Consider the following 17644-nt stretch of genomic DNA (forward strand, 5'->3'; position numbering starts at 1 on the left):
ATGCGATTGAAATGTTTCCCTGGCTAGCGCTGTTACTTTGCGTGTAAGCATTCGCTTACGTGTGTTGTAAGTGATCGCTGCAAGGATCAGTAAATCAAAGTCGTTTTCAGTGACTTATTTTTTCTAAGTTATTGAAATATAAGAATTTTATTTTCTTTTAGACATGTGTCGATGGAAATGTCTTGAGAGATTTGCTGCTTGTCCGGCGCGCTGGAATCGCTAGTATTCGAACTGTGTCTACGGACTGACACAGGCTTTCAAGGATGGAGGCCAAGGACATCGCGGGATGCGATTCATCAGGATGATGATTGGGACAAACAGGGACTACGGAAAAAATGTGGGCGGGTCAAACCGCCCCTTTTTTTGCCCGCTGAAAATGAAAAAAGGCCCGTTTCGGGCCTTTTTCGCATCTGGACGCTATCAGCGCTCCAGGTCTTTGATCTTGCCAGGCTTGCCATCCCATTCTTCGGCGTCCGGCAGGGCGTCTTTCTTCTCGGTGATGTTCGGCCAGATCTCCGCCAGCTCGGCGTTCAGCTCGATGAAGTTCTCCATGCCGGCAGGCACTTCGTCTTCCGAGAAAATCGCCTGGGCCGGGCATTCAGGCTCGCACAGCGCGCAATCGATGCACTCGTCCGGGTGAATGACCAGGAAGTTCGGGCCTTCGTAGAAGCAGTCCACCGGACAGACTTCCACGCAGTCGGTGTACTTGCATTTGATGCAGTTGTCGGTGACGACGAAGGTCATTTCTAGTTCTCTCCTCAGGCGACGGCAGCTTGCCCTTCCTTCCAGGGCAGCGCGGTTCACGGTTGTGGCTGCAGGCCAGGCTAATAACCTGCAGCGCTCGCAAACCGCGCCGGATTCTACCAGCTTGCGCGGTTGGCCGTTATAACAGGTTTTTTAGTTGATATAGCGTTTCGATAGCTTGGCGCGGCGTCATGTCGTCCAGGTCCAGTTTGCCCAGCTTCTCGATGGCCGGGTGTGGCAGGCTGGCGAACAGGTCGCTCTGGTGCGGCACGTCAGGCTCGCCTTTGCTCTTGCTGGCAATCGGCGTTTCATGGGGCAGGCTGGTGGTCTCCAGCCGGCCGAGGTGCTCGCGGGCACGCTGGATCACCACCGCCGGTACGCCAGCCAGCTGGGCCACGGCCAGGCCGTAGCTTTGGCTGGCAGGCCCGGGCAGCACATGGTGCAGGAAGACAATGCGCTCGTTGTGTTCGGTGGCGTTCAGGTGCACGTTGGCCACCAGCGGTTCACTCTCCGGCAGCACGGTCAGCTCGAAATAGTGGGTGGCGAACAGCGTGTAGGCGCGCAGCTGGGCCAGGCGCTCGGCGGCGGCCCAGGCCAGCGACAGGCCGTCGAAGGTACTGGTGCCGCGGCCGACTTCGTCCATCAGCACCAGGCTGCGGTCGGTGGCGTTGTGCAGGATGTTGGCGGTCTCGCTCATCTCGACCATGAAGGTCGAGCGCCCGCCGGCCAGGTCGTCGCTGGAGCCGATACGGGTGAAGATGCGGTCGACCAGCGATAGCTCGCAGCGGGCGGCCGGCACGAAGCTGCCGATATGGGCCATCAGCACGATCAGTGCGGTCTGGCGCATGTAAGTGGATTTACCACCCATGTTCGGGCCGGTGATGATCAGCATGCGCGTGCTGTTGTCCAGGCCCAGGTCGTTGGCCACGAACGGTGTGGTCAGCACCTGCTCGACCACTGGGTGGCGGCCTTGTTCGATACGCAGGCAAGGCTCGTCGACGAAGCTTGGGCAGTTCAAATCGAGGTTGAGCGCGCGCTCGGCCAGGTTGCTCAGCACGTCCAGCTCGGCCAGGGCGGCGGCACTGTCCTGCAGCGGTGCCAGGTGGCCGATCAGGGTCTCGAGCAGCGCGTCGTAGAGCATCTTCTCGCGGGCCAAGGCGCGGCTCTTGGCCGACAGTGCCTTGTCCTCGAAGGCTTTGAGCTCCTGGGTGATGAAGCGCTCGGCGCCCTTGAGCGTCTGGCGGCGGATGTAGTCGCCGGGCGCCTGTTCAGCTTGCTTGGTCGGCAGCTCGATGTAGTAGCCATGCACACGGTTGTAGCCGACCTTGAGGTTGGCCAGACCCGTGCGGGCTTTCTCGCGAGCCTCCAGATCGATGAGGAACTGGCCGGCGTTCTCGCTCATGGCCAGCAGATCGTCGAGCTCGCTGTCGTAGCCGGTCTTGAGCACGCCGCCATCGCGGATCACCGCCGGCGGGTTATCGATGATCGCCCGCTCCAGCAGCCCGGCGAGTTCAGGATAGGTGCCGGTGATGGCGGCCAGGCGCGCCAGGTGCGGCGCTTCCAGCTCGGCCATGGCGTTCTGCAGTTCAGGCAGGGCACCCAGGGCATCGCGCAGGCGCGCCAGGTCGCGTGGGCGCGCGTTGCGCAGGCCGATACGCGCCAGAATGCGCTCGATATCGCCGATTTCCTTGAGCTGCGGTTGCAGCTTTTCGAAGCGGTAGTCGTCGAGCAGGCAGCGGATCGAGTCCTGGCGTGCCTTGAGCACCTTCAGGTCGCGCAGCGGGCGGTTCAGCCAGCGAGTCAGCAGGCGGCTGGCCATGGCGGTCTGGCAGCGGTCGATGACCGACTGCAGGGTGTTGTCGCGGCCACCGGCCAGGTTGATGTCCAGCTCCAGGTTGCGGCGGCTGGCGGCGTCGAGGATGACCGTGTCGTCCATGCGCTCGTGGCGCAGGCTGCGCAGGTGGGGCAGGGCGGTGCGCTGGGTCTCTTTGGCGTAGCCCAGCAGGCAGCCGGCGGCGCCGATGGCCAGCGTGAGCTTGTCGCAGCCGAAGCCTTTGAGATCCTGCGTGGCGAATTGCTGGCACAGGCTCTTGCGCGCCGTGTCGCGGTCGAAGTCCCAGGGCGCGCGGCGACGGGCGCCAGGGCGCTTCTCCGCAGGCAACCCCTGCGGCCAGTCGTCGGGGATCAGCAGTTCCACCGGGTTGATGCGTTCGAGCTCGGCGAGCAGGTTTTCCCAGCCCTTGATCTCCTGCACGGTGAAGTTGCCGCTGGTGATGTCCAGCACCGCCAGGCCGAACAGGCGCTCATCGCCCAGCAGGGCGGCGATCAGGTTGTCGCGGCGCTCGTCGAGCAAGGCCTCGTCGCTGATCGTGCCTGGGGTGATGATGCGCACCACCTGGCGCTCCACCGGGCCCTTGCTGGTGGCCGGGTCGCCGATCTGCTCGCAGATCACCACCGACTCGCCGAGCTTGACCAGCTTGGCCAGGTAGCCTTCCAGCGAGTGGAACGGAATCCCGCACATGGGGATCGACTGGCCCGCCGACTGGCCGCGGGCGGTCAGGGTGATATCTAGCAGTTTCGCGGCTTTCTTCGCATCTTCGTAGAAGATCTCGTAGAAGTCGCCCATGCGGTAGAACATCAGCTGGTCCGGGTGCTGGTGCTTCAGCTTCCAGTACTGCTGCATCATCGGGGTGTGTGCGGAGAGATCAGACATTCAGGGCCTTACAGCGGAAATCCGGTGGGCGATTTTGCGAAACCGCCAATACTACAGGGATTTTCCGCCGGGTGCCGGGTCGGATGGCCGCAGGGCATCAGTACACGGCGCAGATCAAGGTCAGGGTCTCGTTGCCCATGGCGCTCCAGGTCACGGTCGTACCGCTGACATTGACAATGGCAAACCCGCTTTCCGTGGCGGATGACGTATTGGATACCGCGAACGCGAAAGGCGTGCCTTGCGCCAGTTCCGGCACCACCATCGAGCCGCTGCCCTTGACATCGCGCACCATGACCAACCGGGTTATCCGGTCGTTGAGGTCCAGGTTCAACTTGCCTTGTGGGTCGAATACCTGCAGCCCGGTGCTCATGCTGCGGCCCTCGAGTATTCGGTGGGCAGGTGGGTAACGTCGATGAACAATCCCAGTAGTTCCGCGACCCCCTGATCCGAGGTGGTCGGGGCTCCACTGGCAAACGTTTCGTAATAGTCGTAGAAGTTCCAGCGGGCGCCAGTCACGTAGCCATAGGTCGACCAGATTTCGACATCGCCGCCGATGCTGTCGTCCTGGTAGCGGTTGCCGCCGTACAACGGTGCGGCCGCCAGGGTCATGCCGGCGGGTGCGTCGTAGTATTGCGGCCGGCCGAACGGCTGCAAGCCTGCGGAACTGAAAAGCTTGTGCACTTTCATCGGATAGCCCTGCCCGTCGTAGACCAGCCTGGACTGGGCATCGAAGACTTCAAGCCCGTAGGTGGTCCCGCTCGGATTGACCAGGTCGAAGATGTAGACCTGGGTGGGTACGGATGTCTTCAGGTGGAACCAGTAACGGAACCAACGTGTGGACTGGTAATAGCCACCCGGTGTGGGGCAGATGCCCGGGGCTGCCAGGGGAATGACCGCCCACAGCGCCTGCTTGCTGAATTTCGTACCGTCGAGGGCGGCGAGCCCGCCGGCTCCAGCGTTGATTCGCATCGATTTCACGAGGAAGTAGTTGCGGTAGTTCTCGTCGATCTGCGTGGCGCCATTGGCACCGTTGATCAAAAGTCCTGCGGTCATGGTTGTGTGCTCATCGGGGCGGTTTATGCAGTAGTTTAAATATGCATATGCACAAATGCAAGATCGTTTCCGTGACCAATCGGATGCATGGGCGTAGATGCCCGGATCATGGCGCGTCCACGGTGGAAGTATTTGCAAAGCTGTGGTTTTCGATGCACCATGCGGCCTATGCAAAAACGCAACGTAGCCTCCGTACTCAGAGCACTGCTCGACCGCCACGGCCTGTCCCCGACAGAGCTGCACCGTCGCACGGGCGTCCCTCAATCCACGCTTTCGCGGATTCTCAGCGAGAAGATCGTCGATCCGTCGGACAAGCACGTGTCGAAGATCGCCGAGTATTTCGGTGTGAGCACCGACCAGCTGCGTGGCCGTGTCGAGCTTGGCGAATCGCGTGAAGCGGCGCCACTCACCCAAGGGCATTCGGCCCTGAGCGATATCAGCCTGTGGGACGATGAAACACCCGTCGAGGACGACGAGGTGTCCGTTCCTTTTCTTCGTGAGGTCGAATTGGCAGCTGGATCAGGAAGATTCGTCATCGAGGAAAGCGAAAACGCGCGTCTGCGCTTTGGCAAACGCAGCCTGCGCCACAACGGGGTGCAGTTCGACCATGCCAAATGCGTGACAGTGCGTGGCAACAGCATGCTGCCGGTATTGCGCGATGGCGCCACGGTTGGGGTCAACACCGGTAAATGCTCGATCAGCGACATCATCGATGGCGACCTTTATGCCATCAATCACAATGGCCAGCTGCGGGTGAAGCAGGTGTATCGCCTGCCCACCGGTATTCGCTTGCGCAGCTTCAACCGCGATGAGCACCCCGATGAGGACTACAGCTTCCAGCAGATGCAGGAAGAGCAGATCAGCCTGTTGGGCCATGTCTTCTGGTGGGGCATGTACGCTCGCTGAACCACCCCCCCTCAACGAAAACCCGCCTTGGCGGGTTTTTTTTCGCCCAGAGAAAAGCCCTACAACCCAGAAGGAACAAAGCCTTCATGCATTTCAGCAAATTCAGGCGCATAAATATTTTGCAAAATGCATTGACTGCATATGCATGGATGCATAATCTGTGTCCCAAGCCGGTCAGCAACCGGTTGTTACACAGGCAGCGATGAACAGGCCTCGACTGTTCAGAGGGTTGGCAACTGGCCCGGGTGTGCAGCGTAAAGCACCACGATCAGTTATCCGGCGGGCAGGCGGCCGCGGTCGGAGTCACCAATTTGAAGCGGAATCGCACGGTGTCACCAGACGTGGCCGGCGGTTCGACAACGCATTACTGAAAAGCCTGCGAAGCGGGCTTTTTGGAATGCCGAGGCAATGCGAGGGCAAGCGTCATCGCCGGCTTCATTCATACGGAATTCATCGCAACGGAGGTGAAATGGGTTTCGAAATCATCAACATGGGGGCAGCCCCCACAGGCGTCGGTGGCGACACGGTGCGCACCGGCTTCGACAAGGTCAACCGCAACCTGGCACTGATCAAGGACCGTGCGTTGCAGGCGAACTACTCGCCACTTTCAGGGCAGCTCTACCGTGAAGTGGGTGTGGCGGCGACACACAACATCACGTCTGGCTTCACACTGCGAACGAATATACCCGCCGAGGATGGAGTCGCCCCGCTGATAAGGCTCCATGGCTGTGTCAACGGCTACACCTCGCCCATCACCATCGATCTGAGCTGGTACTTCTACCTGGGCAAGGTCAACACGGCGGTGGCCCTGGTCAATACGACGTCACAGAACATAGGGTCCCTGGCGACGGGGGCAGGGTTGAAGATTTCTATTTTCGCCGAGAACGGCAAGGCGAATCTGTATTTCAACCTGCCCATGGCCATCTACCTGCCGCGTTTTGCCGTGAGTTGTATCAATACTGGTGCCTTGTCCGTGGACAACGGCCTGGAGACAGGCTGGACCGTGGTCTTCGATGGCCCCGCGCCGGCCAGCAACTTGGTGCAGGCGCCATTTACCGTGGTCACCACCCTCAATACAGCCAACTGCAAGGTCGGCAACGACGGCACGATCAAGGTGGCCTGAATGCGCGCAATCATCACGCTGCTCAACGATGGCAGCACCCACGACATCACGCCTTCCGACGCCGGCCTGGCTTCGACACTGGTCAGCGAAGGTGTCTTTCGGGTGAGCGGCAGCCTGGGCCTGGTGCCTTTCCCGCCCGTAAGCGTTGGCTGGGGCTACTCGCTCAGCCAGATGGACAGCAAGGCCGATGTGGCCGTTGAACATGATGAGGCCTCCGGCGACCTGCTGGTGACCGTGACCCGCGACGGCCAGCCCTACCGGCTGGTCAGCACGCTGATGCTGCATGTCCTGGCCGAGGATCTTCCCGTCGTGCCGATCATCCAGTCAATGGAGGGTTGAGCATGGCTTTTTTTCAAGGAGACAGGACTTTGACAAGTGAACAACAGGCATTGCTCGACATGCCGCTCTGGCTGGTGATCGTCCTGGCCCTGCTGGGCGGCCTGTCCGGCGAGATGTGGCGGGCCGACAAGGCCGGCGCCCGGGGCTGGGCGCTGGTGCGGCGGCTGGCGCTGCGCTCCGGGGCGTGCATGGTCTGTGGCGTGTCGACGGTGATGTTGCTGTACGCCAGCGGCATGTCGATCTGGAGCGCCAGCGCCTTCGGCTGCCTCACCGCCATGGCCGGCGCCGATGTCGCCATTGGCCTTTATGAGCGCTGGGCGGCGCGCCGCCTGGGTATCGAACAACCGACGACCGGCGTGGACGCCGACGACAGCGGTCGTTGAGCAAGGAGCAACCGATGAATGAAGCACAACTGGACGAGTTGCTCGCGGCCCTGCGCAACCAGGCCTCGGTGCAGACCGCCCTCGGGCAGTCGATCGAGCGGCTGGCGCTGAGCAACGAACAACTGGTGGCTTACCTGAAAAGCCGCGAGCCAGCCCCTGACTCGCCTCCCTACCTGGACGGCTCCAGGCCCGCCTGATCGTCCCCTCTGTCACACCATCCCGCTGTACCCAAGACCGTCCGGAACCTTCCGTGACGGTGCTCAACCATGTTCAAGGAGAACACCTCTATGTCGATTCTTACCCAAGGCACCCAGATCTACGCACTGGTCCCACCGGTCTCCGGCACCGGCCCGTTCAGCGTGCTGGAAGTCGATCATGTGACCTCGTTCGAACCGGGCGGCGCCCCGGCCGAGCAGATCGAGGACACCACCCTGGACGCCGCCGAGCGCACCTACAAGAAAGGCCTGCGCACCCCTGGTACCGCGACCCTGGGCCTCAACGCCGACCCGACCAACGCCAGTCACATCCGCCTGCATCAGCTCTCCGAAGCCAAGGGCAGCACCACCGTCAAGTGGGTGGTGGGCTGGTCTGACGGCAAGGACGTGGCACCGACCGTCAACAGCAAGGGCGACAACTTCGAGCTGCCGGCCACCCGTACCTGGTTCGCCTTCGAAGGCTACGTGGCCGACTTCCCGTTCAACTTCGCGCTCAACGCGGTGGTCACCACGTCGGTGAGCATCCAGCGCACTGGCGGCTCCACCTGGGTGAAAAAGGCCTGAACCGGAGGAACTGAATGAATATCCATCAACTCAAGGCCCTGGGCGGCATCGTCGACAGCCAGAAGGTCCGCAAGGAAGTCGTCTGGAACCGTCCTGATCCGCTCAACGGCGAGATGGTCGCGCAGACCTTGGTGGTGCATGTGCGCCGCCATTCGTTCGGTGTGATCGAGCGCCTGTTCGCCGAGCAGGAGTCGTCCCACAGCCGCAATGCCCACTACCTCGCCGCGTCGATCAGCCTTGGCGAGGACGGCGAGGAGGCACTGGGCGTCGAGGACGCGTTCAACCTCGAGCCGTCGCTGGGCTTCCTGTTGCTCAATGCCATCAACGAAGTCAACGGCACCGGTAACACCCCGGCAAAGCACTGACGGCCGCCGATGAGTTCTGGCACGAGCTGGTGCTCAACGGCATCGGCGGCCGCACGATCAGCGAGGCCAAGGAACGGCTGAGCTACGCAGAAGCCCGGTCCTGGGCTCAGTACATCCAGCGCCACGGCTCTTTGCACGGCGGTCGCCGACTGGAGGCCGGCATCGCCATGTTGGCGTTGCAGGCCAATCATCACGCCGGTGGCACCGCCGAGTTGATCGATTTCATGCCTCACGAGCGACGCCAGGGGGTGTCGCTCGAGAGCGCCATGCAGCAGTGGTGCTGATGATCGGCACCACCTTCTTCACGAAACCCGCGATGGCGGGTTTCCCAATGATCAGGGAGTAGGCCCATGGCAACCAACCTTGCCAGTTTCAGCCCGTCGATCGATCTCTCCAGCCTCGAACGGGCACTGGCCAGGGCGTCGGCCCTCAGTGACCGCACCCTGCGCGAGATGCAGAAAAACGTCGAGGCTTTCAACAAGCAGTACCTCAAGAGCGCGGGCGCCGTTGCCGATTCGAGCCTGAACCTCTCGAAGAAGGCGCTCGACCGGTTCCAGGCGGCGTACACGCCGCCGAACTGGGATCAAGCCCGGCAACCCGATCCTGTCAGGCCCTACAGCGACGAACTGCGCTCGCAGCACAACGCTGCGGCACTCAAGGTCGCGCAAATGGGCATGGGCCAGCGCAAGGGCGAGCTGGCCGGCCAGCTCAGCAAGGTCGACGAGGCGTACTACACCGCCCGGACCCAGTTCGAGCAGGCCAATCCATCGGGGGCCGATGGCTTCGAGGGTGAAAGCTACCAGCAGCAACTGGAGGCCATGCGTGTCGGTCACACCGACATGACCAACCAGGTGCTCAACGATTACGAGATGATGAACCAGGCACGTGGTGACTGGATGGTCGGTGCGTCGGCGGCGTGGGACGAATACCTGGACAAGTCCAGTAATGTCGCGGCGCAATCGCAGGCGGTGTTCACCAGCGTGTTCGACCGCATGGGTAACGCCGTGCAGACCTTCGCCACCACCGGCAAGTTCTCGTTCTCGGACTTCGCCAAGTCGGTGATCGCCGATATGGCTGCGCTGGCTGCCAAGACCGCTGCGTCGAAGGCCTTGAGCAGCCTGCTCGGGTTCGGCATGAACCTGGTCGGGTCGTGGCTCGGCAGTGGTTCGACGCCGACACCGACCACCATGTCCGTCGGGGGCACCAGTACCACCTTCACCCCCCAGATCGATGCCAGCAGCCTGAAGTTCGCCAAGGGTGGCGCCTTTACCAACAGCGTCGCCACAGGGCCGACCCTGGCGCCGATGGCTTTGTTTGGCGAAGCCGGTCCCGAAGCCATCATGCCGCTGACCCGGGGTGCGGACGGTGCCTTGGGGGTGCGCGCACTGGGCGGTGGCTCGGGCAACAGCCACAGCAGCGAAGTGGTGATCCAGCAGACCATCAACGTGGCGGCCGCGGACGGTAATACCGCGCCTGGCGAGGCCAATACCCAGCGCCTGGCCAACGCCTACGCCGGTGCCGCCCGCCAGGGCGCCAGCGAGCAGATTTCCCGCGAGCTGATGCCCGGTGGGCAGATCTGGGCCGCCATCCACGGCCGCTGATCAAGGAGAACATTCATGGAAACCTTTACCTGGAGCCCGAAGACCGAGCCGACGGGCACCGTCGAGTACCGTGTGCGCACGGTGCAGTTCGGCGATGGCTACAAGCAGGCCGTGGCCGATGGCATCAACAACCGCAGCCAGTCCTGGCCGCTGGTGTTCATCGGCGATGAAACAAAGATCCGCGCGATCGCCGAGTTCCTCGACCGTCATGGCGGTAGCCGGGCGTTTCGCTGGACCGCGCCCTTGGGCAAGCCGGCGCTGTACCGCTGCAAGGGCTACCAACCGACCGCCAAGGGTGGCGGGCTCTACAGCATCAGCGCCACATTCGAGCAGGCGTTTCACCCATGATCGAGGAGGGCAGCCGTCATGGCGCTGATCAATGACATCCAGAAACTCGAGCCGGGCGCGGAAATCGTTCTGTTCGAGATCGACGGCAGCGAATTCGGTGCCGACACCCTGCGTTTCCACGGTCATGCCATCACCCATGAGCCCGATGCGGTGGCGGCGGCGGGAGATGCCGCGGCAAACCTGCCGGCCCGCTCGATCTGGTGGCAGGGCAACGAGTATGCCGCCTGGCCTGTACAGATCGACGGCATTGGCGCCAACAGCAACGGCCGGGCCACCCGGCCGAAGTTCACCGCCGGCAACGTCGATGGCCGGGTGACCGCCCTGTGCCTGGCATTCGAGGACCTGCTCAAGTTCAGGCTGACCGTGCGCCAGACCCTTGGCCAGTACCTGGATGCGCGTAACTTCGCCGCCGGCAACCCCCTGGCCGACCCGACCCAGGAAGCCCTGGAGATCTGGTTCCTCGACCAGAAGACCCAGGAAGACGACGAGCAGGTGCAGTGGGAGCTGTCTTCTCCCGGCGAGATCGACAACCACGGCTTGCCAGGCCGGCAGATGACCGCTTATTGCCACTGGGCGATGACCAATGGCTACCGCGGCCCTAACTGCGGTTACACCGGTAACCTGCGTTTCGACGATGAGGACCGCCCCACCGACGACCCCGCCAAGGATCGCTGCAAGGGTGGGTTGAGGTCCTGCAAGCTGCGTTTCGGCGAGGCCGCCGAGCTGCCCCATGGCGGCTTCCCGGCCGTCTCGCTGATCGCCAGGAGCTGACCCATGGAGCCGTCCCTGCTCGAGGCGATCCGCCGTCACGCCGCCGAAGACTACCCCCGCGAAGCCTGCGGCTTGGTTATCGAGCGGGAAGGGCGGCTGGATTACCAGCGCTGTACCAACACCGCCTCTGAACCTGGCGAAGAGTTCCGCATCGATCCGCACGACTACGCGGCGGCGGAAGACCTGGGTGAGGTGGTGGCGGTGGTGCACTCGCACCCCGACGCCAGCAGCCGACCGTCCCCCCGTGACTTGGCCATGTGCGAGGCCACAGGCTTGCCCTGGCATATCCTGTCCTGGCCGGAAGGCGACCTGCGCACGGTTCTGCCCAAGGGCGACACTCCGTTGCTTGGGCGCCCGTTCGTGCATGGACTGTGGGATTGCTGGCAGGTGTGCGCCGACTGGTACCTGCGTGAATGGGGCCTGACCTTTCCCGCCTATGCCCGCGAGGAAGGTTGGTGGGAGAACGCCGAGGGGCCGAGCCTTTACGAGCAGGCCTATGCGACGGCCGGTTTCGTCAGGGTGGACGCGCCGCGACGTGGTGACATGATCGTCATGGCCATTGGCCGTACCGCTCATCCCAACCACGCCGGCATCTACCTGGGCAACGACCCGCGCCTGCCTGGCGAGGCCTGGGCGCCGGCAGGCGCCGGCCCATTCCTGCTGCACCACCTGTATGGGCGCCCCTCGGAGGTGATCGTGTTCGGTGGGCCATGGCTCGACCGTACCCGTCTGGTGCTGCGGCACCGGGATGCGGCCGCCAGCGAGTAGGGGCTTTCGTATCAAGGAAATTCGCACAGGAGGCCAAGAATGGCTGTATCCGTGTTCAACGTGCCGGCCCTGACCACCATCAAGTTGTCCGGTGTGCTGGCACGCAAGTTTGGCCGCGAGCACCAGCGACGCCTGGACAGTGGCCAGGCCTGGGAGGTGTTCCGTGCCTTGCGCAACACCCTGGAAGGCTTCGAGGAGGAGATCCGGCGGCTCGACCGCCTGGGCATGCGCTTCGCCATCTTCCGTAACCGTCGCAATGTCGACAGTAACGCATTTTCCCTGGGCGGCACCCGCGAGTTGCGTATCGTGCCGGTCCTGGCCGGCAGCAAACGTGGCGGCATCCTGCAGACCATCGTCGGCGCGGTGTTGATCGTCGGTGGCCTCTACTTCAATCAGCCTTGGGCGGTGCAGATGGGGGCGGCCATGATGGCCGGTGGCGTGATGCAGATGCTCAGCCCGCAACCCAAAGGCCTGAAGTTCAGCGCCAGCCCTTCGAATACCCCCGGCTATGCGTTCGGCAACGCCCGCAATACTGTCTCTGCCGGATTGCCGGTGCCTCTTTGCATCGGCCAGCGCCGTTGGGGCGGGGCCATCGTCAGCGCGGCCATCTATGCCGAGGACCGCCTGTAGGGGCAGGCGTGCCTCGCTCAACACGGTTGCCTGCGGGCGGCCGTCATTCGCAGAAGGAGTTGCCATGTCAGCAACGACAACGCATTCGCCGCTGACCCGTGTCAGGCTCGGCGGCCAACTGCGCCAGTTCGGCAAGACCTTCGAACTGGCGGTGAGTACCCCGCGCGAGGCAATCAAGGCCTTGTGCGTGCTGGTGCCCGGTTTCGAACGCTTCCTCGTCAATGCCCGTTCGCACGGGCTGGAATTCGCCGTGTTCAACGACCGGCGCAACGTCGGCGAGGCAGAGCTTGGCTTTCAGGCTCAGGAAGAGATCCGCATCGTCCCCGTGGTGGTCGGCAGCAAGCGCGCCGGTACCCTGCAGACCATCGTCGGCATCGTCATGATCGCCGCGGCGTCGATCTACAGCGGCGGGGTCGCGGCCGCGTTTGCCTCGGAGGGCGCCGCCGGTTTCGTTGCCAGCATGGGCGCGGCGATGGCGCTAGGCGGCGTCATGCAGTTGCTCAGCCCACAACCCAAGGGGCTGAGCATGAGCCAGGCGCCGGAAAACACCCCAGGCTATGCCTTTGGCGGTGCGCGCAACACCACAGCGTCCGGTAATCCGGTGCCGCTGTGCGTGGGCAAGCGTCGTTGGGGGGGGGCCATCATCAGTGCGGCGATCTATGCCGAGGAACGGCTCTGACCCCAGTGCCACCAAGCCAGGTTGCGGGCCATCGCCGGCCTGATCCCGGCCACATTCAGCAAACCGCCTTGGAGGCGGTTTTTTTACGCCTGGAGGAACACATGGGCGAAACCAACAGACCTGTGATCACCGGTCGCAAAGGTGGTCAGAAGAAGCCCAAGTCACCGGTCGAGGCGCCGGACAGCCTGCGCTCCGTCGCGGTTGCCAAGATGCTCCTGGCCATTGGCGAGGGCGAGTTCGCCGGCACGCCGACCGCCCGAGACATCTATCTGGACGGCACGCCGCTGATGGATGACCAGGGCAGCTACAACTTCCCTGGCGTGAAGTGGGAATGGCGCACGGGCTCGGTGGAGCAGCCGCATATCCCGGGCATCCCTTCGGTGGACAACGAGATCAGCCAGGGTATCGAGCTGCGCAGCGACAAGCCCTGGGTCCATGCCATCAACGACACGCGCCTGTCGGCGGTGCGCCTGCGCTTCGCCTGGCCGGCGCTGCAAGCCATGGACGGTGCCGGCAATATCAATGGTCATCGCATCGAGTATGTCGTCGAGCTGGCTACCGACGGCGGTGCCTATCAGGAAGTGCTCAAGGACGCGGTCCACGGCAAGACCACCAGCACCTACGAGCGCACCCGGCGCATCGACCTGCCCCGGGCCGAGAGCGGCTGGACCTTGCGTGTGCGGCGCCTGACGCCGAACCAGAACAACAACAAGGTCGCCGACACCATGCAGCTCGCCGGCCTGACCGAGGTGATCGACGCCAAGCTGCGCTACCCCAACACCGCGCTGCTGTACATCGAGTTCTCTGCCGAGCAGTTCCGCAACATCCCGGTGGTGACCGTGGAATGCCGCGGTCGCAAGTGGCCGGTGCCGAGCAACTATGACCCGGACACCCGCAGCTACATCGGTGTGTGGGACGGCACTTTCAAGGAAGCCTGGACCGACAACCCGGCCTGGGTCACCTACGGTATCTGCACCAACGACCGCTTCGGCCTGGGCCGCCGGATCAAGCCGTGGATGGTCGACAAGTGGGAACTGTACCGTATCGCCCAGTACTGCGACCAGCTGGTACCGGACGGCAAGGGTGGCCAGGAACCGCGCTTCCTCTGCAACCTCAACTTGCAGAGCAAGGCCGATGCCTGGTCGTTGCTGCGCGACATCGCCGGTATCTACCGAGGCATGACCTACTGGGCCCAGGGCCAGCTGTACAGCCTGGCCGACATGCCACGGGCCACCGACTTCGACTTCGCCTATACCCGGGCGAATGTCATTGGCGGCAAGTTCAATTACTCCAGCGGCTCCGAACGCAGCCGCTACAGCCGTGCGCTGATCAGCTACGACAACCCGCTGAACAGCTACGACACCGACGTCACGGTGGTCACCGACGAGAAGCTGCAACGGCGCTACGGTGACAACCCGCTGGAAGTCAGCGCCATTGGTTGTACCCGCGAGTCCGAGGCACAGCGCCGTGGCAAGTGGGCGTTGGCGACCAACTCCCGTGACCGAGGTATCAGCTTCCGGGTGGGCATGGATGGGCGTATCCCGCTGCCGGGCTTCGTCATTCCAGTGGCCGACGAGTTGCTGGCCGGGCGCGCCATTGGTGGCCGGATCGCCGCCGTCAGCGGCCGTCAGGTCACCCTCGACCGCGATACCCAGGCCAAACCGGGCGACCGGCTGATCCTCAACCTACCTGATGGCACCTGCCAGGCGCGCACGGTGGACGCGGTCGATGGCCGCAAGCTGTCGGTGACCACAGCCTACAGCGTGGCCCCCGAGGTTGAGCTGGTGTGGGCGTTGGATGCACCCGACCTGGCCGTGCCGCTGTACCGTGTGACCAGCGTCTCGCGCCCGGAACCGGGGGTGTACGAGATCAGTGCGGTGCAGTACGACCCGAGCAAGTTCGCCCATATCGATACCGGCGCGCGCCTGGAGGAGCGGCCGATCAGTGTCACGCCGATCAACCTGGTACCGCCACCCGCCAGCGTCACCCTCAGCAGCAACCATGCGATCAGCCAGGGCCTGGCGGTCAGCACCCTGACCATCGCCTGGCCAGCGGTACCGGGCGCGGTGGCCTACGAAGTGGAGTGGCGCAAGGACGACGGCAACTGGATCAGCCTGCCGCGCAGCGGTGCCACCAGTGTCGACGTCACTGGCATTTATGCCGGTGACTACCTGGCGCGGGTCCGTTCGATCAGCGTGGGCGAAATCACCTCGATCTGGAAGCTGTCCGCGCTGACACCGTTGCAAGGCAAGGTCGGTACGCCACCTGCGCCCACGCAGCTGCTGGCCACCAGCAAGGTGTTCGCCATCGGCCTGAACTGGAGCTTCCCGGAGGGCGCGGGTGATACCCAGCGCACCGAGATCTGGTACGGCAACAGCGCCTCGCGCGCCGAGGCGCAGAAACTTGGCGACTTCGCCTACCCCCAGGCCGAACACGAGTTGCAGGGCCTGGCCGCCGGCGCGCAACTGTTCTTCTGGGCGCGCTTGGTGGATCGCAGCGGCAACGTCGGCACCTGGTATCCGAACGGTACCGGTGTGCGTGGCCAGTCCAGCGCCGACCAGAGCGAGTACGACCGCTACTTCTCCGGCAAGATCAGCGAATCGGCCCTGGGCAAGCAACTGTTCGACCGCATCGGCTTGATCGACGGCAGTGGCAACGGTTCGGTCAACCAGCGCCTGCAATCCCTGAACGGTGAAGTGCAGACGCGCTTGAACGACCTCGCCAGCGCGGCCAACGCGCTGACCTACGATGCGGCCAAGGCCTATGCCGCGGGTGACATCGTGCGCCAGGCGCAGAGCCTGTACCAGGCGCTCAAGGCGGTGCCGGCCAAGACGCCGCCGCCAAGCGCGGCCTTCTGGCTGGACATCGGCCAGGCCGTCAAGGACAGCACCGGCCTGGCGGCGCGGGTGAGCAAGGCCGAAAGCCAGATCACCGCCGTCGAAGGCGTCAACACGGTACAGAACACCCAGCTCACCGGCTTGCAGAGTGCGTTGACGGGCAAGGCTGATGCCGCCGCGCTGACCACCCTGAGCAACAAGGTCACCGAGGCCCAAGGCAAGCTCGACAGCCAAGCCTCGGCGATCACCGGGCTCAAGGCCGCGCTGGGCCAGCAACCGGACAACCTGGTGCTCAAGGGCGACTTCGAAGATGGCGACGCCCAGCCCTGGACCTTCGACGCCAAGCTCTATCCGGCGCCGGTGGTGGTGGTACCCGGCAACCTGTCGGGCACCCGCTACGGCAAGGCTATCGCCTTCTACGGCAATAGCTTCTGCGGCACCGGCAACAACATCCTCTGCGCCTCGGACGAGCAGTTCGACCTGGCCGCCGAGGTCAGTGCCGACGAGATGGCCGCTGGGCAGGTTGCGCAACTGCAGATGCAGTTCTACGACAAGGACAACAAGAACCTGGGCTATCCGGTCGCGTTCAGCTTCCCGGCCGCCAGCGGCCAGGGGTTCCGCAAGCTCAGCGGGCGGGTCAAGGCGCCAGCCGGCGCGGTCAAGGGGCGCATCCTCACGCGCACCGAGCCTGGCAACGGCACCGGACGCTCATTGTGGTGCAACATTGTCGCCCGTCGCGTCACCCAGGCCGACAATGCCAACGCCAGTGCCATCAGCGAGCTCGGTACCACCGTCACCAAGCAAGGCCAGACCCTGGTCGCCCAGGGTTCGTCCATTACCGACCTGACCAGCAAGGTCGGCGTCGTGGCGGACAAGGCCGACGGCCAGGCCAAGGCCATCAGCACGTTGCAGACCCAGGCCAGCCAACTGGACGGCCGAGTCACCGCCCAGGGTACGCGCCTGGATGGCGTCTATGCCCAGATCAACCCACCGTTGGCGGGCGACAACGGCGACCTGGCCGGTTCCGGGCAGGTACTCGTCGGTGTGTGGTCCGAGCAGTCGGCGCGGATCGAGGACGGCCTGGCCATGGCGCGCAAGCTCGACACAGTGCAGGTACAGCAGGGCCAGACCAATGCCTCGGTACAGCAGTTGAGCCAGGTGCAGTCGGGGCTCGACAAGAAGCTGTCGACGATGTGGTCGGTGAAGATGGAGGTGACCAACGATGGCCAGTACGTGGCGGCTGGCCTGGCCCTGGGGATCGAGAACAAGCAAAGCAAGTTCCTGGTCCGCGCCGACAACTTCTCGGTGGTCGGTACCCAGGCCGGCGGGCAGTTGTTCACGCCGTTCACGGTGAGCGGTGGGCAGGTCTTCATGAACTCGGCGTTGATCAAGGACGGTGCCATCACCAGCGCCAAGATCGGCGACGCGATCCAGTCCGACAACTATGTTGCCGGGCAAACGGGCTGGCGCCTGGCCAAGAACGGCGCCTTCGAGATCAATGGTTCGGTGCAGGGCCAGGGGCGCTTGGTCATCACCAACCAGCTGATCCAGATCTTCGATGCCAACAACACCCTGCGCGTGCGCATGGGCATCTGGGGGTGAACG

19 protein-coding genes are annotated in these 17644 nt (G+C 63.7%); 15 read left to right on the forward strand and 4 right to left on the reverse strand.

Annotated features, from left to right (window positions below; translation table 11 throughout):
- Positions 1–420: 420 nt before the first annotated feature.
- From fdxA to P5705_RS00640, 4 genes are all read right to left on the reverse strand, one after another.
- Positions 421–744: a ferredoxin FdxA gene (gene fdxA / locus P5705_RS00625; protein ID WP_277458984.1), complete on the reverse strand. Its 324-nt coding sequence runs from the start codon at positions 742–744 to the stop codon at positions 421–423.
- Between the two features lie 139 nt (positions 745–883).
- Positions 884–3457, reverse strand: coding sequence for a DNA mismatch repair protein MutS (gene mutS / locus P5705_RS00630; protein WP_277458985.1), 2574 nt, complete (start codon positions 3455–3457; stop codon positions 884–886).
- 97 nt (positions 3458–3554) lie between these two features.
- On the reverse strand, positions 3555–3827 hold the full coding sequence (locus tag P5705_RS00635) for a hypothetical protein (protein WP_277458986.1): 273 nt from the start codon (positions 3825–3827) through the stop codon (positions 3555–3557).
- Positions 3824–4510, reverse strand: a complete 687-nt coding sequence (locus P5705_RS00640; RefSeq protein ID WP_277458988.1) for a hypothetical protein — start codon at positions 4508–4510, stop codon at positions 3824–3826. The genes P5705_RS00635 and P5705_RS00640 overlap by 4 nt, the downstream gene beginning before the upstream one ends.
- A 159-nt stretch (positions 4511–4669) precedes the next feature.
- On the opposite strand from P5705_RS00640, the gene P5705_RS00645 reads away from it, so the two are divergent.
- From P5705_RS00645 to P5705_RS00715, 15 genes are all read left to right on the forward strand, one after another.
- A complete protein-coding gene (locus P5705_RS00645; protein ID WP_277458989.1) occupies positions 4670–5416 on the forward strand; it encodes a LexA family transcriptional regulator in 747 nt (248 codons plus the stop codon).
- A gap of 469 nt (positions 5417–5885) precedes the next feature.
- Positions 5886–6539, forward strand: a complete 654-nt coding sequence (locus P5705_RS00650) for a hypothetical protein (protein WP_277458991.1) — start codon at positions 5886–5888, stop codon at positions 6537–6539.
- Positions 6540–6878, forward strand: a complete 339-nt coding sequence (locus P5705_RS00655) for a hypothetical protein (RefSeq protein ID WP_277458992.1) — start codon at positions 6540–6542, stop codon at positions 6876–6878.
- A 29-nt stretch (positions 6879–6907) separates the two neighbouring features.
- A complete protein-coding gene (locus P5705_RS00660) occupies positions 6908–7261 on the forward strand; it encodes a phage holin family protein (protein WP_277458993.1) in 354 nt (117 codons plus the stop codon).
- A 14-nt stretch (positions 7262–7275) separates the two neighbouring features.
- The gene (locus P5705_RS00665; RefSeq protein WP_277458994.1) at positions 7276–7458 is read left to right on the forward strand and encodes a hypothetical protein; all 183 of its coding nucleotides are present in this window, start codon (positions 7276–7278) and stop codon (positions 7456–7458) included.
- A gap of 90 nt (positions 7459–7548) precedes the next feature.
- Entirely contained in the window at positions 7549–8040 is a 492-nt protein-coding gene (locus P5705_RS00670) for a phage tail tube protein (protein ID WP_277458995.1), read from the forward strand.
- A 14-nt stretch (positions 8041–8054) separates the two neighbouring features.
- Positions 8055–8405 (forward strand): phage tail assembly chaperone family protein, TAC, encoded by a 351-nt coding sequence (locus tag P5705_RS00675; RefSeq protein ID WP_277458996.1) that lies wholly within the window; start codon positions 8055–8057, stop codon positions 8403–8405.
- Positions 8406–8434: 29 nt separating this feature from the next.
- The gene (locus P5705_RS00680; RefSeq protein WP_277458997.1) at positions 8435–8689 is read left to right on the forward strand and encodes a hypothetical protein; all 255 of its coding nucleotides are present in this window, start codon (positions 8435–8437) and stop codon (positions 8687–8689) included.
- Between the two features lie 66 nt (positions 8690–8755).
- Entirely contained in the window at positions 8756–10006 is a 1251-nt protein-coding gene (locus tag P5705_RS00685; protein ID WP_277458999.1) for a phage tail tape measure protein, read from the forward strand.
- A 15-nt stretch (positions 10007–10021) separates the two neighbouring features.
- Positions 10022–10354: a phage tail protein gene (locus tag P5705_RS00690; RefSeq protein ID WP_277459000.1), complete on the forward strand. Its 333-nt coding sequence runs from the start codon at positions 10022–10024 to the stop codon at positions 10352–10354.
- Between the two features lie 18 nt (positions 10355–10372).
- The gene (locus P5705_RS00695; protein ID WP_277459002.1) at positions 10373–11125 is read left to right on the forward strand and encodes a phage minor tail protein L; all 753 of its coding nucleotides are present in this window, start codon (positions 10373–10375) and stop codon (positions 11123–11125) included.
- Between the two features lie 3 nt (positions 11126–11128).
- Entirely contained in the window at positions 11129–11893 is a 765-nt protein-coding gene (locus P5705_RS00700) for a C40 family peptidase (RefSeq protein ID WP_277459003.1), read from the forward strand.
- Positions 11894–11932: 39 nt separating this feature from the next.
- The gene (locus P5705_RS00705; RefSeq protein WP_277459004.1) at positions 11933–12523 is read left to right on the forward strand and encodes a tail assembly protein; all 591 of its coding nucleotides are present in this window, start codon (positions 11933–11935) and stop codon (positions 12521–12523) included.
- Positions 12524–12587: 64 nt separating this feature from the next.
- Positions 12588–13202 carry a tail assembly protein gene (locus P5705_RS00710; protein WP_277459005.1) on the forward strand — a complete coding sequence of 205 codons (615 nt, stop codon included), beginning with the start codon at positions 12588–12590 and terminating at the stop codon, positions 13200–13202.
- Positions 13203–13303: 101 nt separating this feature from the next.
- Positions 13304–17641: a phage tail protein gene (locus tag P5705_RS00715; protein ID WP_277459006.1), complete on the forward strand. Its 4338-nt coding sequence runs from the start codon at positions 13304–13306 to the stop codon at positions 17639–17641.
- Positions 17642–17644: the final 3 nt, after the last annotated feature.

The organism is Pseudomonas entomophila, from assembly GCF_029478665.1.
Lineage (GTDB): Bacteria > Pseudomonadota > Gammaproteobacteria > Pseudomonadales > Pseudomonadaceae > Aquipseudomonas > Aquipseudomonas entomophila_F.

Excerpts from the sequence above, each read along its gene's own strand:
- fdxA (WP_277458984.1), bottom strand. The coding sequence starts at position 744 with ATGACCTTCGTCGTCACCGACAACTGCATCAAATGCAAGTACACCGAC.
- mutS (WP_277458985.1), bottom strand. The coding sequence starts at position 3,457 with ATGTCTGATCTCTCCGCACACACCCCGATGATGCAGCAGTACTGGAAG.
- P5705_RS00635 (WP_277458986.1), bottom strand. The coding sequence starts at position 3,827 with ATGAGCACCGGGCTGCAGGTATTCGACCCACAAGGCAAGTTGAACCTG.
- P5705_RS00640 (WP_277458988.1), bottom strand. The coding sequence starts at position 4,510 with ATGACCGCAGGACTTTTGATCAACGGTGCCAATGGCGCCACGCAGATC.
- P5705_RS00645 (WP_277458989.1), top strand. The coding sequence starts at position 4,670 with ATGCGGCCTATGCAAAAACGCAACGTAGCCTCCGTACTCAGAGCACTG.
- P5705_RS00650 (WP_277458991.1), top strand. The coding sequence starts at position 5,886 with ATGGGTTTCGAAATCATCAACATGGGGGCAGCCCCCACAGGCGTCGGT.
- P5705_RS00655 (WP_277458992.1), top strand. The coding sequence starts at position 6,540 with ATGCGCGCAATCATCACGCTGCTCAACGATGGCAGCACCCACGACATC.
- P5705_RS00665 (WP_277458994.1), top strand. The coding sequence starts at position 7,276 with ATGAATGAAGCACAACTGGACGAGTTGCTCGCGGCCCTGCGCAACCAG.
- P5705_RS00670 (WP_277458995.1), top strand. The coding sequence starts at position 7,549 with ATGTCGATTCTTACCCAAGGCACCCAGATCTACGCACTGGTCCCACCG.
- P5705_RS00675 (WP_277458996.1), top strand. The coding sequence starts at position 8,055 with ATGAATATCCATCAACTCAAGGCCCTGGGCGGCATCGTCGACAGCCAG.
- P5705_RS00685 (WP_277458999.1), top strand. The coding sequence starts at position 8,756 with ATGGCAACCAACCTTGCCAGTTTCAGCCCGTCGATCGATCTCTCCAGC.
- P5705_RS00690 (WP_277459000.1), top strand. The coding sequence starts at position 10,022 with ATGGAAACCTTTACCTGGAGCCCGAAGACCGAGCCGACGGGCACCGTC.
- P5705_RS00695 (WP_277459002.1), top strand. The coding sequence starts at position 10,373 with ATGGCGCTGATCAATGACATCCAGAAACTCGAGCCGGGCGCGGAAATC.
- P5705_RS00700 (WP_277459003.1), top strand. The coding sequence starts at position 11,129 with ATGGAGCCGTCCCTGCTCGAGGCGATCCGCCGTCACGCCGCCGAAGAC.
- P5705_RS00705 (WP_277459004.1), top strand. The coding sequence starts at position 11,933 with ATGGCTGTATCCGTGTTCAACGTGCCGGCCCTGACCACCATCAAGTTG.
- P5705_RS00710 (WP_277459005.1), top strand. The coding sequence starts at position 12,588 with ATGTCAGCAACGACAACGCATTCGCCGCTGACCCGTGTCAGGCTCGGC.
- P5705_RS00715 (WP_277459006.1), top strand. The coding sequence starts at position 13,304 with ATGGGCGAAACCAACAGACCTGTGATCACCGGTCGCAAAGGTGGTCAG.